14 protein-coding genes are annotated in these 18,065 nt (G+C 56.1%); 4 read left to right on the plus strand and 10 right to left on the minus strand.

Features of this window, described 5'->3' with window-relative positions:
* Positions 1 to 43: 43 nt before the first annotated feature.
* Positions 44 to 511: a hypothetical protein gene (locus ACTRW9_RS07105; protein WP_442428805.1), complete on the minus strand. Its 468-nt coding sequence runs from the start codon at positions 509 to 511 to the stop codon at positions 44 to 46.
* Between the two features lie 176 nt (positions 512 to 687).
* On the opposite strand from ACTRW9_RS07105, the gene ACTRW9_RS07110 reads away from it, so the two are divergent.
* The 3 genes from ACTRW9_RS07110 to tatA all read left to right on the plus strand — a co-directional run bounded on the left by ACTRW9_RS07110 (position 688) and on the right by tatA (position 5,062).
* Positions 688 to 3,792 (plus strand): hypothetical protein, encoded by a 3,105-nt coding sequence (locus tag ACTRW9_RS07110; protein ID WP_442428806.1) that lies wholly within the window; start codon positions 688 to 690, stop codon positions 3,790 to 3,792.
* Between the two features lie 151 nt (positions 3,793 to 3,943).
* Positions 3,944 to 4,303, plus strand: a complete 360-nt coding sequence (locus tag ACTRW9_RS07115) for a hypothetical protein (RefSeq protein ID WP_005010958.1) — start codon at positions 3,944 to 3,946, stop codon at positions 4,301 to 4,303.
* Positions 4,304 to 4,516: 213 nt separating this feature from the next.
* The gene (gene tatA / locus ACTRW9_RS07120; RefSeq protein WP_442428807.1) at positions 4,517 to 5,062 is read left to right on the plus strand and encodes a twin-arginine translocase TatA/TatE family subunit; all 546 of its coding nucleotides are present in this window, start codon (positions 4,517 to 4,519) and stop codon (positions 5,060 to 5,062) included.
* A 72-nt stretch (positions 5,063 to 5,134) separates the two neighbouring features.
* On the opposite strand, the gene ACTRW9_RS07125 is transcribed toward tatA, so the two are convergent.
* From ACTRW9_RS07125 to ACTRW9_RS07145, 5 genes are all read right to left on the minus strand, one after another.
* Positions 5,135 to 6,142: a lysylphosphatidylglycerol synthase transmembrane domain-containing protein gene (locus ACTRW9_RS07125; RefSeq protein WP_442425722.1), complete on the minus strand. Its 1,008-nt coding sequence runs from the start codon at positions 6,140 to 6,142 to the stop codon at positions 5,135 to 5,137.
* Positions 6,143 to 6,242: 100 nt separating this feature from the next.
* Complete coding sequence (nuoD, locus tag ACTRW9_RS07130; protein WP_442425721.1) at positions 6,243 to 7,433, minus strand: NADH dehydrogenase (quinone) subunit D; 1,191 nt, start codon at positions 7,431 to 7,433, stop codon at positions 6,243 to 6,245.
* 36 nt (positions 7,434 to 7,469) lie between these two features.
* Complete coding sequence (locus ACTRW9_RS07135) at positions 7,470 to 10,103, minus strand: molybdopterin-dependent oxidoreductase (protein WP_442428808.1); 2,634 nt, start codon at positions 10,101 to 10,103, stop codon at positions 7,470 to 7,472.
* Between the two features lie 24 nt (positions 10,104 to 10,127).
* Complete coding sequence (locus tag ACTRW9_RS07140) at positions 10,128 to 10,661, minus strand: NADH-quinone oxidoreductase subunit NuoE family protein (RefSeq protein ID WP_442425719.1); 534 nt, start codon at positions 10,659 to 10,661, stop codon at positions 10,128 to 10,130.
* Positions 10,662 to 11,050: 389 nt separating this feature from the next.
* Positions 11,051 to 13,285 (minus strand): tetratricopeptide repeat protein, encoded by a 2,235-nt coding sequence (locus tag ACTRW9_RS07145; protein ID WP_442428809.1) that lies wholly within the window; start codon positions 13,283 to 13,285, stop codon positions 11,051 to 11,053.
* Positions 13,286 to 13,495: 210 nt separating this feature from the next.
* Here ACTRW9_RS07145 and ACTRW9_RS07150 point away from each other — a divergent pair, with 210 nt between their 5' ends.
* Positions 13,496 to 14,332 (plus strand): hypothetical protein, encoded by an 837-nt coding sequence (locus ACTRW9_RS07150; protein WP_442428810.1) that lies wholly within the window; start codon positions 13,496 to 13,498, stop codon positions 14,330 to 14,332.
* A 29-nt stretch (positions 14,333 to 14,361) separates the two neighbouring features.
* Here the strand turns inward: ACTRW9_RS07150 and mltG are convergent, their stop codons facing one another.
* Genes mltG through ACTRW9_RS07170 form a run of 4 tightly spaced genes read right to left on the minus strand, consistent with a single transcriptional unit; the run spans position 14,362 to position 18,052 of the window.
* Positions 14,362 to 15,375: an endolytic transglycosylase MltG gene (gene mltG, locus ACTRW9_RS07155; protein ID WP_442428811.1), complete on the minus strand. Its 1,014-nt coding sequence runs from the start codon at positions 15,373 to 15,375 to the stop codon at positions 14,362 to 14,364.
* Between the two features lie 41 nt (positions 15,376 to 15,416).
* Positions 15,417 to 16,496, minus strand: coding sequence for a histidinol-phosphate transaminase (gene hisC, locus ACTRW9_RS07160; RefSeq protein ID WP_442428812.1), 1,080 nt, complete (start codon positions 16,494 to 16,496; stop codon positions 15,417 to 15,419).
* A gap of 6 nt (positions 16,497 to 16,502) precedes the next feature.
* Complete coding sequence (gmk, locus tag ACTRW9_RS07165) at positions 16,503 to 17,171, minus strand: guanylate kinase (protein WP_442428813.1); 669 nt, start codon at positions 17,169 to 17,171, stop codon at positions 16,503 to 16,505.
* Positions 17,168 to 18,052: a YicC/YloC family endoribonuclease gene (locus tag ACTRW9_RS07170; protein WP_442428814.1), complete on the minus strand. Its 885-nt coding sequence runs from the start codon at positions 18,050 to 18,052 to the stop codon at positions 17,168 to 17,170. The genes gmk and ACTRW9_RS07170 overlap by 4 nt, the downstream gene beginning before the upstream one ends.
* Positions 18,053 to 18,065: the final 13 nt, after the last annotated feature.

The following is an 18,065-nucleotide window of genomic DNA, read 5'->3' on the forward strand; positions in this document are numbered from 1 at the left end:
TGGATTGAACCGTGGAGGATGAAACCGTTGGCAGTAAGCGGAATCAATCAAGGCGGACGCGGTTCAGGTTCTTAAAATAGCTGGCTTGCTTTATCGCCGCGGCACCTTCCGCGCCGAGGTTGTTGCGGAACAGGTCGAGCGTGTTGAGACTTGCGAAATTCTCCGAGGCGGCCAGATACCGCGCGCCTTCCTCTCCAACCTGGTTGAACTTCATCACCAATTGCTCGAGATTGGAGACATTCCCGGAGTGGGCAAGGTGTTTGGCTCCTTCAGCTGTGATCTTGTTCGATTTCAGGTTCAAGACTTTCAGGTTTTTGATGTGGGGGCTTCCGGCCAGGGCAGCCACCCCTTCATCCCCGATTTCGTTGTCACCCAACTCGAGTTTGATGACCTGGCCCAGTTGTTCCATTTGCGCCAGAGCCTTGGCTCCTTCATCACCCAGGCGACGGTTTTCCAGGTCCAGGGTGTCGCCGTTGATGAAATTCTTTGCAAACAAATCTTCCAAATCCATATTATTTCAAACCTCTAGGTAATAGCGAACATCTAATCCACAAGTTTATTTAATTTTTGGAACCCGATCAAGGGGCAAGGCGGTTTTGCCGGGAAAAGTTACGATCTCTCCTGGTATTCTGCAATAAGGTCCTTGATTTCCCGTCTGCTACCGCAAAATCAACTTGTCTGGTTTTCATGAGCCGCAATCCTGTTAAATCTGCTGTTTCCTATCATCAGCGGACCAAACACCATTACCACAACCTGGCAAAAGGCCCGGGGCACCTGGATTGGGCGACGCAACCCAACCCGTTTCGCAGGTACGAAGATGCGCCGTTGGTATATTTGCCCCCGATTGTTTCCGACGACTCCCCCCCTTATTACAAAATTTTTGAAGAGAACGCCATTGAACCTTGGTTGCTCAATGCAGATTCCCTTTCGCGTTTTTTCGAATTGTCGCTGGCCATCTCGGCGTGGAAGCAGGCGGGTGACAACCGCTGGGCATTGCGCAGCAATCCGTCCAGCGGCAACCTGCACCCCACGGAAGGCTATGGGGTGCTCGATGCGATGGAGGGCATCGGAAACGCTCCGGGAGTGTACCACTACGCGCCGAAAGAACACGGGCTGGAGAGACGTGCCGAACTGGACGAGGAAACGTTTCGTTCATTGCTTATAAATTTTCCGGATGGGACTTTCCTTGCGGGATTGACTTCGATTCACTGGCGGGAAGCATGGAAGTACGGTGAACGCGCGTTCCGTTATTGCCAGCATGACATCGGCCACGCGCTGGGGGCCTACCGCATTGCCGCCGCAGTGCTTGGATGGAAACTGGTCCTCCTCGAGGATATGGACGATGCCGCCATCGCGGGGTTGTTTGGGCTGGATCGCGAAGCCGATTACAGGGAGGCCGAGGGCGAACATCCGGACCTGGTGGCGGCGGTGCTCACGCAACCGGATGAAATGCCGCCCGTCAGGAATCTTCCTTCGGGTGCGGTGCAGTCGGTGCGTCGGGCGAATTGGCGAGGACGCGCCAATCGTTTGAGTCCGGATCGCCGCGACTGGCCGGTGATCGACGAAGTCGCGGAATCGACATTGAAACCCGAGCCGGGGAGGTGGGATCGGGTTCCTCCGTTTCCCGTCCGTCCTGATTGGTTGAATTCTGAACTCCCTGTGCGCCAGCAGCGCATCACCGCGCGGCAGATCATTCGGCAACGCCGCAGTGCCGTGGCTTTCGATGGTCAGACCGGCATGACGCGCGACGCGTTTTTCAAAACTCTTGCGCAAACCATCCAGTCTGTGCCTGCCGACGCGGTGCCGTGGAAACCGTCCATTCATTTTTGTCTTTACATCCATCGTGTGGAAGACCTGCCTCCGGGGATCTATTTTTTCGTTCGGGATTTGGGGCAACTGCAACGCCTCAAAGAAAGCACCGACTCCGCCTTTCTGTGGCAACGGCCGGAGGGCTGTCCGGAACAATTGCCCCTTTACCTGCTCAAGGAGACGAACATCCAGCGGGAAGCGGCGCAGGTGAGTTGCACCCAGGAGATCGCCGGGCAAAGCGCGTTCAGTCTGGGCATGATCGCTGAATTTCATGATTCCCTGGAACAACAGGGCGCTTGGTATTATCGCCGCCTGTTCTGGGAAGCGGGCATGGTGGGACAAATGCTGTACCTGGCCGCCGAGTTCATGGGACTGCGCGCCACCGGCATCGGGTGCTATTTCGACGATCCCGTGCATGAAATCCTGCGCCTTCGCGGCAACACCTACCAGAGCCTGTATCATTTCACCATCGGCGGTGCGGTGGACGACAAGCGCCTGACCACACATCCCGCCTACCCGTGGTCGTGTGACCTGGTGGAAAGCCGTTTCGATTCCCGCAAGGGCGGTGCGGAGATGGACGCCTGTGCCGAGCGCACCCGTTCGCTTCCCGATGCGGCGTGCATCGACTGGAATGGAAGACGGGTGAGCCGTCTGGGACTGGGATTGAAATCCTTCGGGCGCGTTCAACGTCAACACACGGAGGCCATCGATGCCTTCCTCGGAAGCCCGCTGAATGTTGTTGAAACCTCGCCCGATTTTTCGGAAGGGGAAGACCAGATCGTTTTCGGGGATGCGCTCAACCGCCGTCTGAATGCCGGCGGACAGGGGGCGGAGGGGGTGTTCGTCATCACCGCCCTGGGTTTGGCGAAGGGGCGGCATCACCGCCTTTTGCAGGACCTCGAAACCCGCGGCCGCCCTGTACCGGATGTGATTCCACTGGGTGCGGACCGTGCGTTCTGCATGCACCCTGATTTTTTGAAGGACCAGATTGACCGCTCCATCCGCCGCACCGGTCTGCCGCAACTGGACCTCGTGGTCCTGCGCCTGCCGGAGGAGGCACTGACGACGCTGGATGGTGAAGCCTGCCGGGAACAGGTACGTCGTGCATTTCTTTATTTGCAGGAAGAATGTGAACGCGCGCGAATTTCCGGCTTTGGCATTGCCTTCCCCGACTGGCTGGAAAGCGAGCCCCGGTGGAGTGGCTTCACCCTGGAGACCGTACACGCGGAGAATAAGGACTTGCCTGGATTTCAAGCAATCGAATTTTCCGCCAATTTCATTCATGATCGGGCCGTTACGGGAAGCAGAAAGGGTCCGTCGTTGGTGGAACGCGCAAAGTCCCTGGGACTCAAAACCATTGCAGGCAGACCCTACCGTGCGGTTGTGGAAGGGGAGGGCGTGGTGCTCATCGATTACCCGGAAAGCGAATCCGGAAACCGCGAACAGAAATGGGACTGGTTGCTGGACGAGTTGAAAGAATTGGAAACGCGCATTCACCTGAACAGCATGGCCGATGGGCGTAATTTGAAAGAAGTGCTGGAGCAGGCAAGCATTCCTTCGCCGTTCAAGTTCCGCGACCTCCTCGAGCCGGTCCGTACTTTCAAGCCCGAAAGCAGCCGGCAATTGAACGAAGTGCTCGAAAACATCCGGCAGGTTTATTTCCGCGCCCGGTCACTGGGCGAACAGATCGTGCAGGCCCGCCTGTGGGATCCTGTCAGCTTCGATGAAATGTTTGGTACTGCCGAGCAATATGTCGATTGGATTTCGCAGGATTTGAAGGTTCGGTTTCACCAGGAATCCAACTCCAGAATCGAGTCCCTGCGGGAACGTTATTTTCCCGGTACCCCCGAGGCGATCCCTTTGCAGGTTCTGGGAGTGAAATGGCTTCTGGACCGGGGAGTGGATATCGTGTTGTCCGGCATGACCCGCCGGGAATATGTCGCCGAAGCGAGTCGCATTTTAAACGCCTTCGACAACTCCTGATCCTGGCATTATCAGGAAGAAGGAATTTTGGTTACCTGTAGTTGGGTGATCCCGGATAAACCATGGTCTAGAAAATGTTTTAATTCGGGCATGGAAAATGATAGGCTTTTTTATAACCGTAAACCCAAAATTTTTGTGGGAGATTAGGAATATGAGAAAACTGCTGGTCAGTTTGGTTATCGCTTTCGTGATGATGATCCCCTTCTCGGCCATGGCGGATGAAGGTCCCATGAAATTGCCTGACAGTGCCCCTGAAAGCGCCAAAATGCACAATCAGGAAGGCATCAAACATTGGAATCAGGGGCATTACGATGTCGCTTTCAAGCATTTTGAAGAGTCCGCCGGCATCGATGCATCCAACGGTGAAATTCATTTCAACGAAGCCATCGCCTTGGACAAAATGGGTCAGCATGGCAAAGCCACTATGCATTTCAAAGCGGCCAAGTCCCGCGCCAATGGCAACCAGGCCATCATCAATTCCCCGATTTTGAACGCCCATATCGGCGGGTGACGCAAACCGGAGCGTGATCGGGAGCTCCTCAAATAGGCAGAAGTCCTTGTGAATTAAGGGCTTCTGCTTTTTTTTGGGTTGATATCCCGGATTCTCGATTTCCAGGTTCGGGTGGTTTAGTTGGTGTCTGCGATTATGCTATAATTCCTACAGCATTTCCCCTGAGTGCCAGTGCCCGTCAGGGTCCTAAAATTTTCTTTTAAAGAGGTTTTTATGATGGGGATCGGTTTTCCAGAGTTGATGGTGATCCTGGTGATCATCATGATCATTTTCGGCGCCGGTAAGTTGCCGGAGATCGGCAGTGCCTTTGGCAACAGCATTCGAAATTTCAAAAAGTCGATGAAGGAAGCGGAAGAGGGAGAGGACAAGGAAAATGAAACCGCCGCCGTGCCGGAGGGCGCACAGTCGGCCCCCGCCCAGCCGGAGGGAACTCCCGGGCTTCAGCCGTCTGCCCAGAACACGGCCACCACGGTTCCCTCAGGACAGTCTTCGTCCCAGCCAGTGACGGCGCAGTCCACCGGAACCGCTCCGCAGTCGGGACAGAACCCCGCACCGAATGCGAAGAAAAAAGACAAACCGAAAGACGAAGCCGAGAAGATGATCGAGGACGCGATCAATGAATTGAAAGAAAAACGCATTGATACGATTAAAACGAAGCACGACGGACTGGTTCAGCAGTCGGACGTATTCACCGAATCCCTGAAACGCACACCCTTCGGACGCGGTCGTGATCGCGGGGTTTCGCGCGATGTATTCTAAGATGTAAGGGAATCCGTTTTCAAAGCGGCCATCCGGTCACTCGCTGAGTGCCACCGGGTGGCCGTTTTTTTTTCAGGGTTGCTCTGAGGACTCCGCCGGGATGCGCATGGGTTTGAATGCGGCGCTTCCACCGAGCAGGAGGCCGAGCCCGATCCAGATCAACTCGCGAATGCGCCGCACCAGGGACACAGCGAGCCCGAGCGGGCCGCTCATCCCCATCGACATGAAAATCACCACCAGGCCCGCTTCCTGCGCCCCCAGGCTGACCGGAATGAAAAAACTGCCCACCCGCACCAGCTGCAGGATTGCCTCGATGGTCCACAACTCCATCCAGCTCAACTCGACGCCGAGAAAATAGAGCGTGAAGTAGAGTTCGATCACCCCCGCCGCCCAGCCCAGCCAGCCGTACCAGATGGATTTGAAGCAGAGCGTGCGGTGTTCACGGTAGTATCCCGACATCATGTTGCAGAGTTGGAGCATGTGGTCCACAGCCGGGCGCGCCTCGCTTTTGGGAAAGGTGCGGTCAAACCAGCCGACCAGAATGCTCAGGCATCCCGTGATTTGGAACAGCAGGAACAGGATAATGAGGATGGAGAAGGTGATGAGTCCTGCGGCGCTGCCGTTCTTGAACGTTTCGTCGATGCCGTCGGCGAAAAACAGGAAGACCGTTCCCGGAATCATGAACAGGATGAGGCTCAGCATCAGCGTGGTGCGCGCCACCACCTGCGAGGCCAGTCCCTGTTTGTAACCGAGGCCGTACTGCTCTTTCAGGAAATGCGCTTTCACCGGCTCGCCGCCCAGGGATCCGAACGGCGTGATGGCGTTGAACGATTCGCCGATGGTGCGGACTTTCCACAGTGCGAAGGTGGTGAGCTGTTCCACTTCTTCGGGTTTGAAGGCGAACTGCCAGGACCGCGCGTCGAAGTAGGCGACCAGCCCATAGGCAAGGAACACCAGCCCGAAGCCCCAGCCCATGTCCAGCAGGTGATGGGTGACGTCCTTGAAGTCGACGGTGCTCACGGCCCACGCAAACAGGCCGACGCCGAAAAGAAAAAACAGGGGTTTCAGGAGTTTGGACATGATGCTCTGCGGACCGGGGATGAAGGGCGTGGTGCGCCCGATCCTTTGAGAATAGGGTCAATCGGGAGGGAGGTCAACCGGTTGATGGAAGTGGAACCGCTTACCGGTCGCACTCACCGCCGATCATGTTGATCATGTCGAAGGTGGGGATGATGTCGGCCAGCATGGCGCCGCGCACCATCACTTCCATCGCCGCCGTCATGGTGAAGCAGGGCGGGCGCACGCGGCACTTGTAGGGACGGCCGGAACCGTCGCTCACCAGGTAAAAACCGAGTTCGCCGTTTGCCGCTTCCGTGCCAAGGTACACCTCGCCGACCGGCGGTTTGATGCCGTCGATGGTCAGCTTGAAGTGGGCGATCATCTCTTCCATGCGCGTGTACACATCCTGCTTGGAAGGCTGGCGCATGTACGGGTTGTCCACGTTGATGGGACCGTCCGGCATGTCTTTCATCGCCTGCTTGATGATCTTGTAGCTCTGCTTGATTTCCTCCATGCGCACCAGGTAGCGGTCAAAGTTGTCACCGGTACGGCCGAGCGGGACGTCGAAGTCGATGCGGTCGTAAACCAGGTACGGCTGGGCCTTGCGCACGTCGTAATCAACACCACAGGCGCGCAGGCACGGTCCGGTGAAGCCATAGGAAATGGCTTCTTCCACCGAGATGATTCCCGTATCGCACATGCGGTCGAGGAAAATGCGGTTCTTGGTGAGCAGCTTGTCGACATCGTCGAACAGCGCGTCCAGCTTCGGGTAGGCGGCTTTCAGGTCGTCATCCAGGTCTTCCGGGATGTCGCACATGAGTCCGCCGATGCGCACGTAGTTGGAGGTGAGCCGCGCACCGCAGATTTTTTCCAGGATGTCCCACAGAATTTCGCGGGCCTCGACAAAGTAGATGAATGCTGTCAGGGCGCCGAGCTCCAGCGCCGCCGCCGCGATGTTGGTGTAGTGATCGGCGATGCGCATCAACTCGTTGGTGACGACGCGGATGTACTGGCACCGGTCAGTGCATTCGATGCCCAGGAGTTTCTCCACCGCCAGCGCGTAGCTGATGTTGTTCATGATGGCGGAGCAGTAGTTCAGCCGGTCCGTGTACGGGAAGACGTTGGTGTAGGTGACGCTTTCGCACATCTTCTCGAAGCCGCGGTGCAGATAGCCGACCTCGACTTCGCAGTCCACCACGGTTTCGCCGTCCAGCGTGAGGGTGAATTTCACCGTTCCGTGCGTCGCCGGATGGGACGGGCCCATATTAAGAACCAGGTGTTCGGTATGCAAACTCTCCTTGAGATCGGACATGTCTTCTTTCTGCTCCTAGATTGTGATGCTTTGGACTCAGCCGGCCTTCGAGATTTTGACCGAAACCAGACCCTCTTCACCGTTCCGCATCTTGTTGATGGGAACGTCCACCCAGTTCTTGGGAATGTACACGACACCCTGAACCGACCGCTTGCTGACCTCCACGGGAACCTCCACCGTGTGTGTGGACGACTCGACACGGATGCGGTCGCCACTTTCCACGCCCAGTTCTTTCGCGTCCTTCGGATTGATCTCGGCGATGCAGTCCGGCCCGATGTCCATCAGCGCCTTGGCGTACTGCGTGTAGGTGCCGATGTGGAACATGTGGTTGTTGCTGATCAGCGTGAAAGGATACCCGTTGCCGTTCGTGGCCGGAGCGGCTTCCGCTTCAGTGACCGCAAAGCCCGGCTTGTGGCCGCTTTCAGCGGGGGTCCATTGTTTGGACTTTTTGCCGGGGAACATTCCCTTGTAAATGGGCGCGGCGATTTCGATTTCCGCCTGCACGTCCTCGACCGAATTGAAATCGAACGGCTTGCCAAACGCATCCGCCAGGTCGAGGAAGATGTCGAAGTCCGGGCGTGACTCGCCTTCCGGCAGAACCGCGGGAGCGACCTTCTGAACGTGGCGGGTCATGTTGGTGAACGTGCCCTCCTTCTCCGCGTAGGTGCAGGACGGCAGAATGAGGTCCGCCATTTTCGCAGTTTCCGTCATGTACGAATCGTGCACCACGAGGAAGGGAACCGTCTGCAGTGCGTTTTTAACCGCGTCGGCCTTGTAGTAACTGTGGCAGGGGTCCTCGCCGGCAATATAAAGCATCTTGACGTGGCCCTTGGTGCAGTGTTCCCACAGGTCATCGACCCGGTTTTCCCCTTTGAGCTTGAGTTCATTGAGGCCCCAGGTTTTGGCCAGATGCGCCAGCGCTTCGGAGTCGTCCGCGCGCCGGTAGCCCGGCAGGTATTCCGGCGTGAGTCCCATGTCGTTGACGCCCTGCGAATTGCAGTGCTCGCGAGGGGGATAGATGCTGACACTGCCTTCGCCGCCTGCATGCACCAGGACCGACAGGTTGAGAAGCGCGTTCAGGATGGCCTCGCCCTGGCCGGTTTCGTGGATGTCGTTTCCGACCAGGATGAACCGGTCGGCATTGCGGCTGAAGCGTTCCGCGGCGCGGGTGAGGGTCGCGTCATCCAGACCGGTCACGTTCTGTGCGTAGTCCGCTGTGTATTTGGACAACGACTGCACAAACTGGTCGTAATTGGGCAGAACGGTTTTCACCTTGCCCGTGTCCACGAGGTTCTTGTCGATCAGGATTTTGCTGATGCGGTTGGCCACCACCAGATCCGAGCCCGGTTTGTACGTCATGCGCACTTCTACTCGGGATTCGTGGTGGAAGACCACGTTCCGCGGGTTGGCGATGAGGATGTCGGTGCCGAAGTTGATCGCTGCCTTGCGGATGGAGTTGCCCGCAACCGGGTATTCCGAGGGAATGTCGGTGTTGAACAGCAGCACCACGTCTGCCTCATCCAGCTCCGTGATCGGCTTGGACACGATGCCGTTTTCGAAGCACTGCTGGGTGAAACGGTTGACGTACGGCGCCCGCAGCTGGTTGAGATTGGTCAACTGATTGGTCCCGACCAGACCGCGGAACAGTTTCTGGAACAGGTAGTTTTCCTCATTGGTCAGCTTTTCCCCGCCGATGGCGGCGATGCTGGCCGGTCCACTGCGGTTGATGGTGGCTTTCAGGCGATCGGCGATGGTCTCCAGCGCTTCCGACCAGCTGACTTCCTGAAAGGTACCACCGACATTCATCATCGGCTGCTGGATGCGCTGCTTGTTGTGGACCATGCCGTGGCCGAATCGGCCCTTGGCGCACAGGTTGCCTTCGTTGATGCCGAGGTCGAACGTTTCGTCGCCTTCGATGCGCACCAACTGGCCTTTCTTGGTTTCCATCTTGACCGTGCAACCCCATGAACAGAAGTTGCAGGTGCTGTGGGTGGTCTTGAACATGGACACCAGCCCGCGTGCGCTCGAAGTCATGTCCATCAGGGCGCCTGTGGGGCAGACGGTGATGCACTGACCGCAGAACTCGCAGTCCAGAGGCTCGTCGTTGGCGGTGCCGATGCCCACCTGGTAGCCGCGTTTGTGGTAATCCAGTGCCTGCACGCCCTGAATCTCGTCGCACACGCGCACGCACATGCCGCACATGATGCACCGGTTAAGGTAAAACTCGATGATCGGGTTGGTCTTGATGCTGGGCTCGTTGCGGCGCTTGATCTCGAAGCGGCCGTTCCAAAGCTTCAGGTGGTCGGTATTGTCCTGCAGGGGGCAGACGCCGGATTTGTCGCAGATCGGGCAGTCCAGCGGGTGTTCGACCAGCAACATTTCCAGGCACGCACCGTTGTAGCGGCTGGTTTCATCCGTGTCCGTACGGATCTTCATGCCTTCGGACACCGGATGCGTGCAGGAATAGACGAGGTCCTTCTTGCCGTCCTCGTTGATTTCCACCATGCACGTACGGCACGCGGCGAACGGCTTCAGTTTGGGGTTCGAACACAGGTTGCTGATAAAAATATCCGCCCGCTTTGCGGCATCGAGGATCATCGTGCCCTCAGGCGCGGTGAGCGGCTTGTCATTGATCGTGAAGTTGACCGTTTTTCTGACGACGGTACTCATTTATTCCTTCGGCTCCTGGTATTTTTAAAGCTTGTAATGATCACAGATTTCGTAGGTTTTTTCCGGGTCAATGGTGCCATGCGTGTCTTCGCCGATGATGGCCATCGGAGCGGCGCCGCAGTTGCCGAGGCAGGAAGCAAATTCCAGCGTGAACAGCTTGCTGGCATCCGTTTCGCCCTTGCCGATCCCGTATTTTTCCTGCAATTTCTGAGCAATAACGGGAGCGCCTTTGACGAAACAGGCCGTACCGTAACAGAGCTTGAAAATGTACTTGCCCGGCTCGACGATTCGGTACTGGGGGTAGAAGGAGATGACGCCGTAAATCTCCGCACGCGTGATGTTCAATTCCTCCATCACCACCTCGACGATCTCATCCGGAAGAAACCGGAACTCGTTCTGGATCTTGGTCAGCAGGGGAATCAAAAACTGGCGCGACCGGCTCGGAAAGGTGTCCATGATCTCATAGACCTTGTCCATGCAGATTTTCGTTTCTTCCGGGGCGGCGGTCTCCACGGAGGTGGATTCTTCCTGATTGGTTTCGATTTCCGGGTTGTCCATGAGGGGTCTCTATAATGGATGGGTTGACAGTTAGAAACTGAACCGTAACTCATTTGAATTATGGCAGGTTAATCTTATCAAACCTGCGGAAAAAAACGAAGTATATAAACCCGGCGAATAAGCTGTCAACCTAAATATGGTCGCGGGGAAGTGTTGAAAAAAGAAGGGGACGAGTGGGGCGCGTACGGACCCAAAATGGAAACTGCAATGCGCCTCAGCAACTTCGATTCGATTCCATGCACCCCTGCAATAATTGCAGGGGTTTATCTCGGTGCACTAACCACACTCCATGCGGCAGTCAACCCGAAACAAAGAGGAATAATTTTATTGAAAGATTTAAGGTATTAAATTGGGGAAATTTATTTAAATACTTGTTTTTAAATAAAAAATTATTTTATTTTTGGCGGGTTTCTTTTGCCGGTCCGGGTTTCCAGTTCTGCGAGCCGGGTCAGGGCGCCGGTGTGGTCGGGGTCGATACGGAGAGCCATTCGGAAGGCGGAGCGGGCTTCCCCTGGCCGATGCGCGGCGGCAAAAGCAACACCGAGATTGAAGTGGGCGTCTGCGTTGCTGGGATCATAACGCGTTGCCTGCTGGAAAGCCCAAACGGCTTCCCGGTACCGCTTGAGTTGCAGCAATACCCAGCCACGGCTGAAATGGGCTGAAGGGTTTTTGGCATCAACGCGAAGGGCACTGTCCAACGATGTGAGTGCGTCCAGATACCTTCCGAGAAGATCGTAAAGCATCCCCAGGTTGAACCGTGGCTCAAAATAATCGGATTTCAGCCGGATGGCCTCGGAGTAGGCATGAATGGCTTTATCCGGTTGTCCGATTTCGCTGTATATGACCCCCAATTGATTGTAGATTCTGAAGTTTTCCGGATCCAGCTGAACCGACTGATGGTAAGCCTTGAGGGCCGGCTGGTATTGCCGGAGGTGCCAGTAGGCATTTCCCAGTTTCAGGAGAATCTGTTGCCGGCGGGTGACATCGCCCATCGCTGCCCGGAGAGCAGGCACCGCCTCAGCGTAGCGCTCCAGCTCCAGGTAGCTGTCCCCGAGCATGGCCTGGGCTTGAAAATTGTCCGGATTTCGCGCCACCGTCCGTTTCAAATGAACCACGGCCTGCTCATGCCTGCCCAGCCGGGTGAGGATGATGCCCAGCCCGAGGTCCGCCTGGGGAAGATCCGGGTTCAACTGCAGAGCTTTTTTGAAGGGAATGACGGCTTTTTGCAGCTGGTCCAGTTGCATGAGTGCGTCACCCAGGAACATCCAGGCCTGGGAGCGGCCGGGGTCCCTGCGCAGGGTCTCGCGAAGCGGTACGATGGCCGCCCGGTAGTTTCCTAATTGCCATTGTGTGGTCCCCAGGCTTTGCCAGATTTCCACTGAATCCGGAAAAAAGCGGAGGGATTTCTGGTAAGCCGATACGGCATCCTGCCAGCGGTTGAGTTCTTCATAGGCACGGGCCAGTTTCAGCTGCACAGGCCCATTTTCAGGGTCGAACCGCAGGACGTTTTCAAACTCCTCCGCTGCCCTTTGGTAATTTTCCTGAAGCAGGCTGAGGTCCGCGATGCGATGGTGAGCGCGGACGTGTTTCGGGTTCAGGCTGAGCACCTGAATGTACTCGTCGATCGCTTTTTCCATTTGCCCCAGGTTTTCCAAAGTCTGACCGAGGTGGAAACGGATATCGAGATCGTTCGGATCAAACCGCAGCGCGTTTTCAAAAGACTCGCGGGCGTTGACGAATTGGCCCAGCTGCAGGTATTCACGACCGAGCTGGTAATGACTTTCAGCCTGCTGCGGTTGTACGAACGTCAGCTCCTTGAACGCCAGCATCGCTTCCCGGTGTTTTCCCATGCGGCTTAGGGCGCGGCCCAGGTATTCCAGGGCCAGGGCGTTTTTGGGATCGATGCGGAGGGCATTCTCCAAAGGTTCCAAAGCCTTTTCCAATTGGCCGGTGGCAACCTGAATGCGGCCGATGGCGGCGTAGGCGTCGGCAAAATTGCTGTTGAGGTCGAGGGTCTGCTTGTACTGGGCGATGGCAGAGTCGAACTGGGACAGCGCTTCCATGCTCTTTGCCAGAGCATATCTCCATTCGGGGTGCAGGGGGCTGAGTTCCAGCGCGATTTTGTATTCCGGGATGGCTTCTGTGTGCCGGTCGGTTTCCGCGTAAGTCCGGCCCAATGCATAATGGGCCCGCGGCATGCGGGGATTGATCCGAAGCGAGTTGGTCAGGTGTTCCAGCGCCTCTTCGTATTTCTTAAGCTCCAAATTGGCATATCCCAGACCAAACTGGGCATCGGCAAAATTCGGGTCCAGCAACACCGCTTCCCGAAAGGCTTCGGCGGCCTCCTTCGTGTGGCCCAGTTGGCTATGGGCTTCGCCGATCTGATAGTAGGCACCGGAAAAAAGCGGCTCCACCTCCAACACCTTTTTGAATTCAGCGATGGCCTTGTCATACAGGCCGATCTGCGCGTACGCCCGCCCCAGCCCGAAATGAGCGATGTAGTCGTTGGGGTCGACTTTGAGCGCGTCCCTGTATTCCTGCATATGGAGAAAGTCAGCGTTTGCGGGCACATTCGCAAGAACCGTTCCCAGGAACAGCGACAGGATAAAGGCAATTTTTTTCATGGTTAATCTCTTCATGGGAAACCTTGTTTCGTATCGTCACAATTCTCCGGGAAACAAGAGGGAGGTGGCAATTTCTCTGTCCAGGGTCACGAATTTTGCGGCCGATTGCCAGAGTTTGCGTGCAGGATCGTTTTTAGTTCAAGTGAATTTTCTGTGCCGCCGATAAGGTTATAAAGTAATGAAAATCAACTATTTTTAGAGGAAACCGGCATGCCGACCAGCACTTATTCCGATCTCGAAACCATAATCGGGTTCTTCAACCACGCCAAACCACAGTCCCTCCTGGATATCGGCGTGGGATTCGGCAAGATCGGATTCCTGGCCCGGGAGTTTCTGGATGTCATGTTAAACGAGTCGTACCGGCCTGCTGACTGGAAGGTTCGGATCGATGGCATCGAGGCCTTTCCCGACTACATTCAGGGTCATCACAAAGCCCTTTATGATTCCATCCATATTGGTGATGCTTTTGAGGTCATCGATAACCTGGGCCAGTACGACGCGATTGTGCTGGGCGACAGTCTGGAGCATTTTGAGAAGGAACGCGCCTGGCAGATGCTGGACAAGTGTGCCGAGCACTGCACAGGTTACCTGATGATTTGCATCCCGCTGGGTGAGCATTGGGAACAGGAAGCCATCTACGGAAACGATTACGAACGCCACTTATCCTTCTGGACTCGCGAAGAGTTTGAGCCAATCGCCGCCGCCTGCAAGATCACCTGGTTCGAGGGCATCGGTGATTATGGGAGGTTTCTGATCCCCGTGGATCGTTTTCGGCATCACCGGTTGCGGATGCGCGCCGGAAAGCTGTTCCAGAATGGCGACCAGGACCGGGCCATCGCGGAAATGACCGCGGGTATGGAAGGGTTGCCGGTGAATGTCGACAGTGAGTACCAACTGGTTGAATTCCTGCTGGAGATGGACCGGCTGCGGCAGGCGGTGCATCGCCTTAAATCCATTCAATTGAAGTTCCCCAACGAGGCCCCGGTGGTGGGGGCCTATATCGAGCGCGTGGAAGCCTTTCTTGCCCGGCAAGCCAAAGCCTCCTGACCTTTCCTGCAAATCCAGAGTGAATTGATTCAACCGCCCTGCAGCTGGTACTTGACGACAGCGCGGTTGTGGTCATCCAGGTTCGTGGAAAACTTATGCGTGCCGTCCTGACGTGAGACAAAGAAAAGAAATTTTGTTTCGGCCGGATTGAGGGCTGCCTCGATGCTGTCCAGGCCGGGGCTGGCAATGGGGCCCGGCGGCAGGCCGGGATAGAGGTATGTGTTGTAAGGGGATTCGACAGACAGGTCTTTCTTGCGGATATTGCCGTCGAAATCGGCCAGCGCATAGATCACCGTCGGGTCCGTTTGCAGTCGCATGTTGCGCTTCAACCGGTTATGGAAAACAGAGGAAATGATTTTTCTTTCCGAAGGGGCCCCGGTTTCTTTTTCTATAATGGAGGCCAGAGTGATGACCTCGTGCAAAGTGAGGTTCATGTCTGCCGCCTTGCGGGTGGCTTCCACCAGGTTCACTTTTTCCTGAAAAGTCTGCACCATGGTTTCCACGATGCGCTTTTCTCCGGCGTTTTTGGGGAACTTGTAAGTTTCCGGAAACAGGTAACCTTCCAGGTTTTTCGCGGGAGTGCCCACTTTACCGATCAATTCCGCATTGCGCGTCTCCTCTAAAAAACGTTCCCGGCTTCCCAGTCCCGCCTGTTCCACCAGCTCTGCAATTTCAAGGATGCGATACCCCTCCGGCACGGTGAGTGTGTGGAGAACCGACTGGCCGGAGGTGATGGTTTCCAGAATCTGTTTGGGTGGCATGGCTCCAGACAGGCGGTACTCGCCGGCACGAACCTGGTTCTGTTTTCCCTGAAGGTAGGCAAACAGCACAAACCCTGTCGGGTTGCCGATGAACTGTTCTTCATTGAGGTGATGGGACACCTGCTTCAGGGTCATGCCGCGGGAAATGTCCACAATCCGGGAATCGGCAACGGGGGACAATGGCGAGGTGGAATAGCTGTACAGCCAGAATGAGAACCCGAACAGCCCGGTCAATACCAGAAAAAGGCCTGCCAGAAGCGATGTCTTCAAGTAACCGTTCATGGAAAAAGCCTTGCCAGACCGTGTGCCCCTTTCCCTGCGCGTTACCCTTTGCTGCGGAGGATGGATTTGATCTGCGTGACGAATTCGGCGTTTTCATCATGAGTGCCGACTGTGACGCGCAGACAGTTCCGCAGGCGCGGGTGGCTGTTGAGATCCCGCACCAGTATACCTTTTTCCACCAGCTGATTGAACACCTCTTCGGAGCTACGATGAACGCGGAACAATATGAAATTGGCGTCAGACGGAAATATTTGAAGTTGCGGGAGGTTTGACAGGGCTTTGAGCAACCAGTCCCGTTGTTCCAGAATCTGGTCGATCTGCTGTTTCACGGGTCCGAAGCGGTCCAGCAAAACCGCCGCCAGTTCCTGGGATACCGTGTTGGAGTTGTAGGGGAGGCGGATTTTGTCCACCTGCTCGATGATGGTTGGGTGCGCCACGGCGTAACCGACGCGCAGGCCCGCAAGCCCAATTTTTGAAAGACTGCGCAGGATCACCAGATTGTTATGCGTCCCCAACTGGTCGAGGAAGGTATCGCGCGCAAAGTCGTAGTAGGCCTCATCCAGTACGGTGATGCCCTTGAAGTTTTCCAGTACTGTCTGGATGGCGTCACGATTGAAACAGTTGCCGGTCGGGTTGTTGGGGTAGCTGAAAAACACAATGCGTGCCTGTGTCTTTTCCAGCATGTCCAGAAACGGTTCCGCCGCGAAATCCCAATTTTCATCGAGCGGAAAGCTTTCCGCCTTCACCCCCATGCCGCGCGCGATGATCGAGTACATGGCGAAGGTGGGATCGGGAAATACAACCACGTCACCGGGGTCGCAGAATACCTGGACCAGGATCTGGATCAATTCATCCGAGCCGTTGCCGATGGCCAACTGATTCGTGGAAACGGACAGGCGCTGGGAAAGCACGTCCTTCAATCGTTGGCTCGCCGGATCCGGGTAGCGGTTCAACTGAAACGTACGAAAAGTATCCTGGAAGAGGTCGAGGATTTCCGATGGCGGCGGGTACGAGTTTTCGTTTGCGTGAAGCTTGATGTCGCAGTCGAAATTTTCCACGTGGTACGCCTTGAGCGCCTTGATTTTATTTTTGACCAGCTGATCCAGGTTCACGTTAGCCATGTTGCCTCAGTCCGATTTCAGGATGTCGCCGATCACCGGACAGTCGGTGGAGAAGCGCGAACCGCGGTGTTTTTCGGCGCGAAAAATACACAATAGCGTTTCCACCGTCTCTTCGACGTTGTGATTTGCGACGATGTAATCGTACAGCCGGTATTGACCCATTTCAATTTTTCCTGCGGTGAGGCGTTCGATGATTTTTTCTTCGGACTCGGTGCCCCGTTGCCGCAGGCGACGCTCCAGCTCTCTCAAGGAGGGAGGCAGGATGAAGATAAACACGGCGTCCAGGTTGAGTTTGCGAATGGAAGCCGCCCCCTGTGGGTCGAGTTCCAGAATCAAGTCCTCACCACGGTCCCGGTGGGCTATCAGCGTGCTGTGTGCGGTGCCGTAAAAATGGTTATGAACCCACGCCGATTCCAGAAACTCGCCTTCTTTCTGCATGGCCTCAAACCGTTCGCCGTTGATGAAATGGTAGTCGATGCCGTCGCGTTCGTTCTGCCGGGGAGGGCGTGTGGTGTGCGACACGGAGAACTTGATTTCCGGGCGAACTTCCCGCAGGCGATTGCATATTGTGGTTTTGCCTGTGCCCGAAGGGGCGGACAGGACAATGAGCAGGCTCTTGTTCTGGGATGGAGTGTCGGTCATGGAATCGGTCAGGTCGAATGACGGCAAAATCACTCGATATTCTGCAACTGTTCGCGGATTTTTTCCAGAACGCTTTTTATTTCTATCACCGCCTGGGAGGTTGGGTAGTCTGCGGACTTGGACCCGATGGTATTGGTCTCGCGATTGATTTCCTGGGTGATGAATTCCAGTTTGCGTCCGGCGGGTTCCTTGGAGCCGAGGAGTTCCTTGAACTGTCCAAGGTGGCTGTTGAGCCGGCTGATTTCTTCTGAGATGTCGCTGCGGTCGGCCATGATGGCGACTTCCTGCGCGAGCCGGGTTTCATCCAGGTCCGGGCCGCTGGTGGTCAGGGCCCGAAGCTTATCCTTCAGCCGTTCCCGGTAGGCCTCCAGCACCATCGGCTGCCGTTCCTTGATGGTCTCGAGGTGTTCGCCGATCTGGCGGATGTGCTGGTCAAGGTCGGCTTCCAGGTTGGCTCCTTCCTCGGTGCGCATCTGAATGAGGGCGGTGAGCGCGTCCTCGACGGTTTCCATCACCATCGATTCCTGCGCCGGGTCCAGTTCCAACGGCTCCGCCACCAGGATATCCCGAACGTTGAGCAGGGCTTCGAGGGGAAGGTCCCCGCTGAGCCCGAACTGTTTTTTCAGCTCCCCGGCCGCGTCCACGTATTGCGAGGCCAGCTCGATATTGGGCTTGAGTCTCGTGTCGGTGGATTTGCCTTCGGTCAATTCCAGGGACACGAACACGTCGAAGGAGCCTCGCGCACACCGGGCCTTGATGCATTTTTTAAGGGGTAGCTCGAGGGCGTTCAGGTGCTTGGGCAGGCGGGTGTTGGCTTCGATAAAGCGGTTGTTGACTGAGCGGATTTCAACTTTGCACGAAAACATTCCACTCTGTTTTTCTGACCGGCCGAAGCCGGTCATACTTTTCAACATTCGACGGGCAACC

Origin of the sequence: Nitrospina sp. 32_T5, assembly GCF_052156635.1 — a bacterium.
GTDB lineage: Bacteria > Nitrospinota > Nitrospinia > Nitrospinales > Nitrospinaceae > Nitrospina.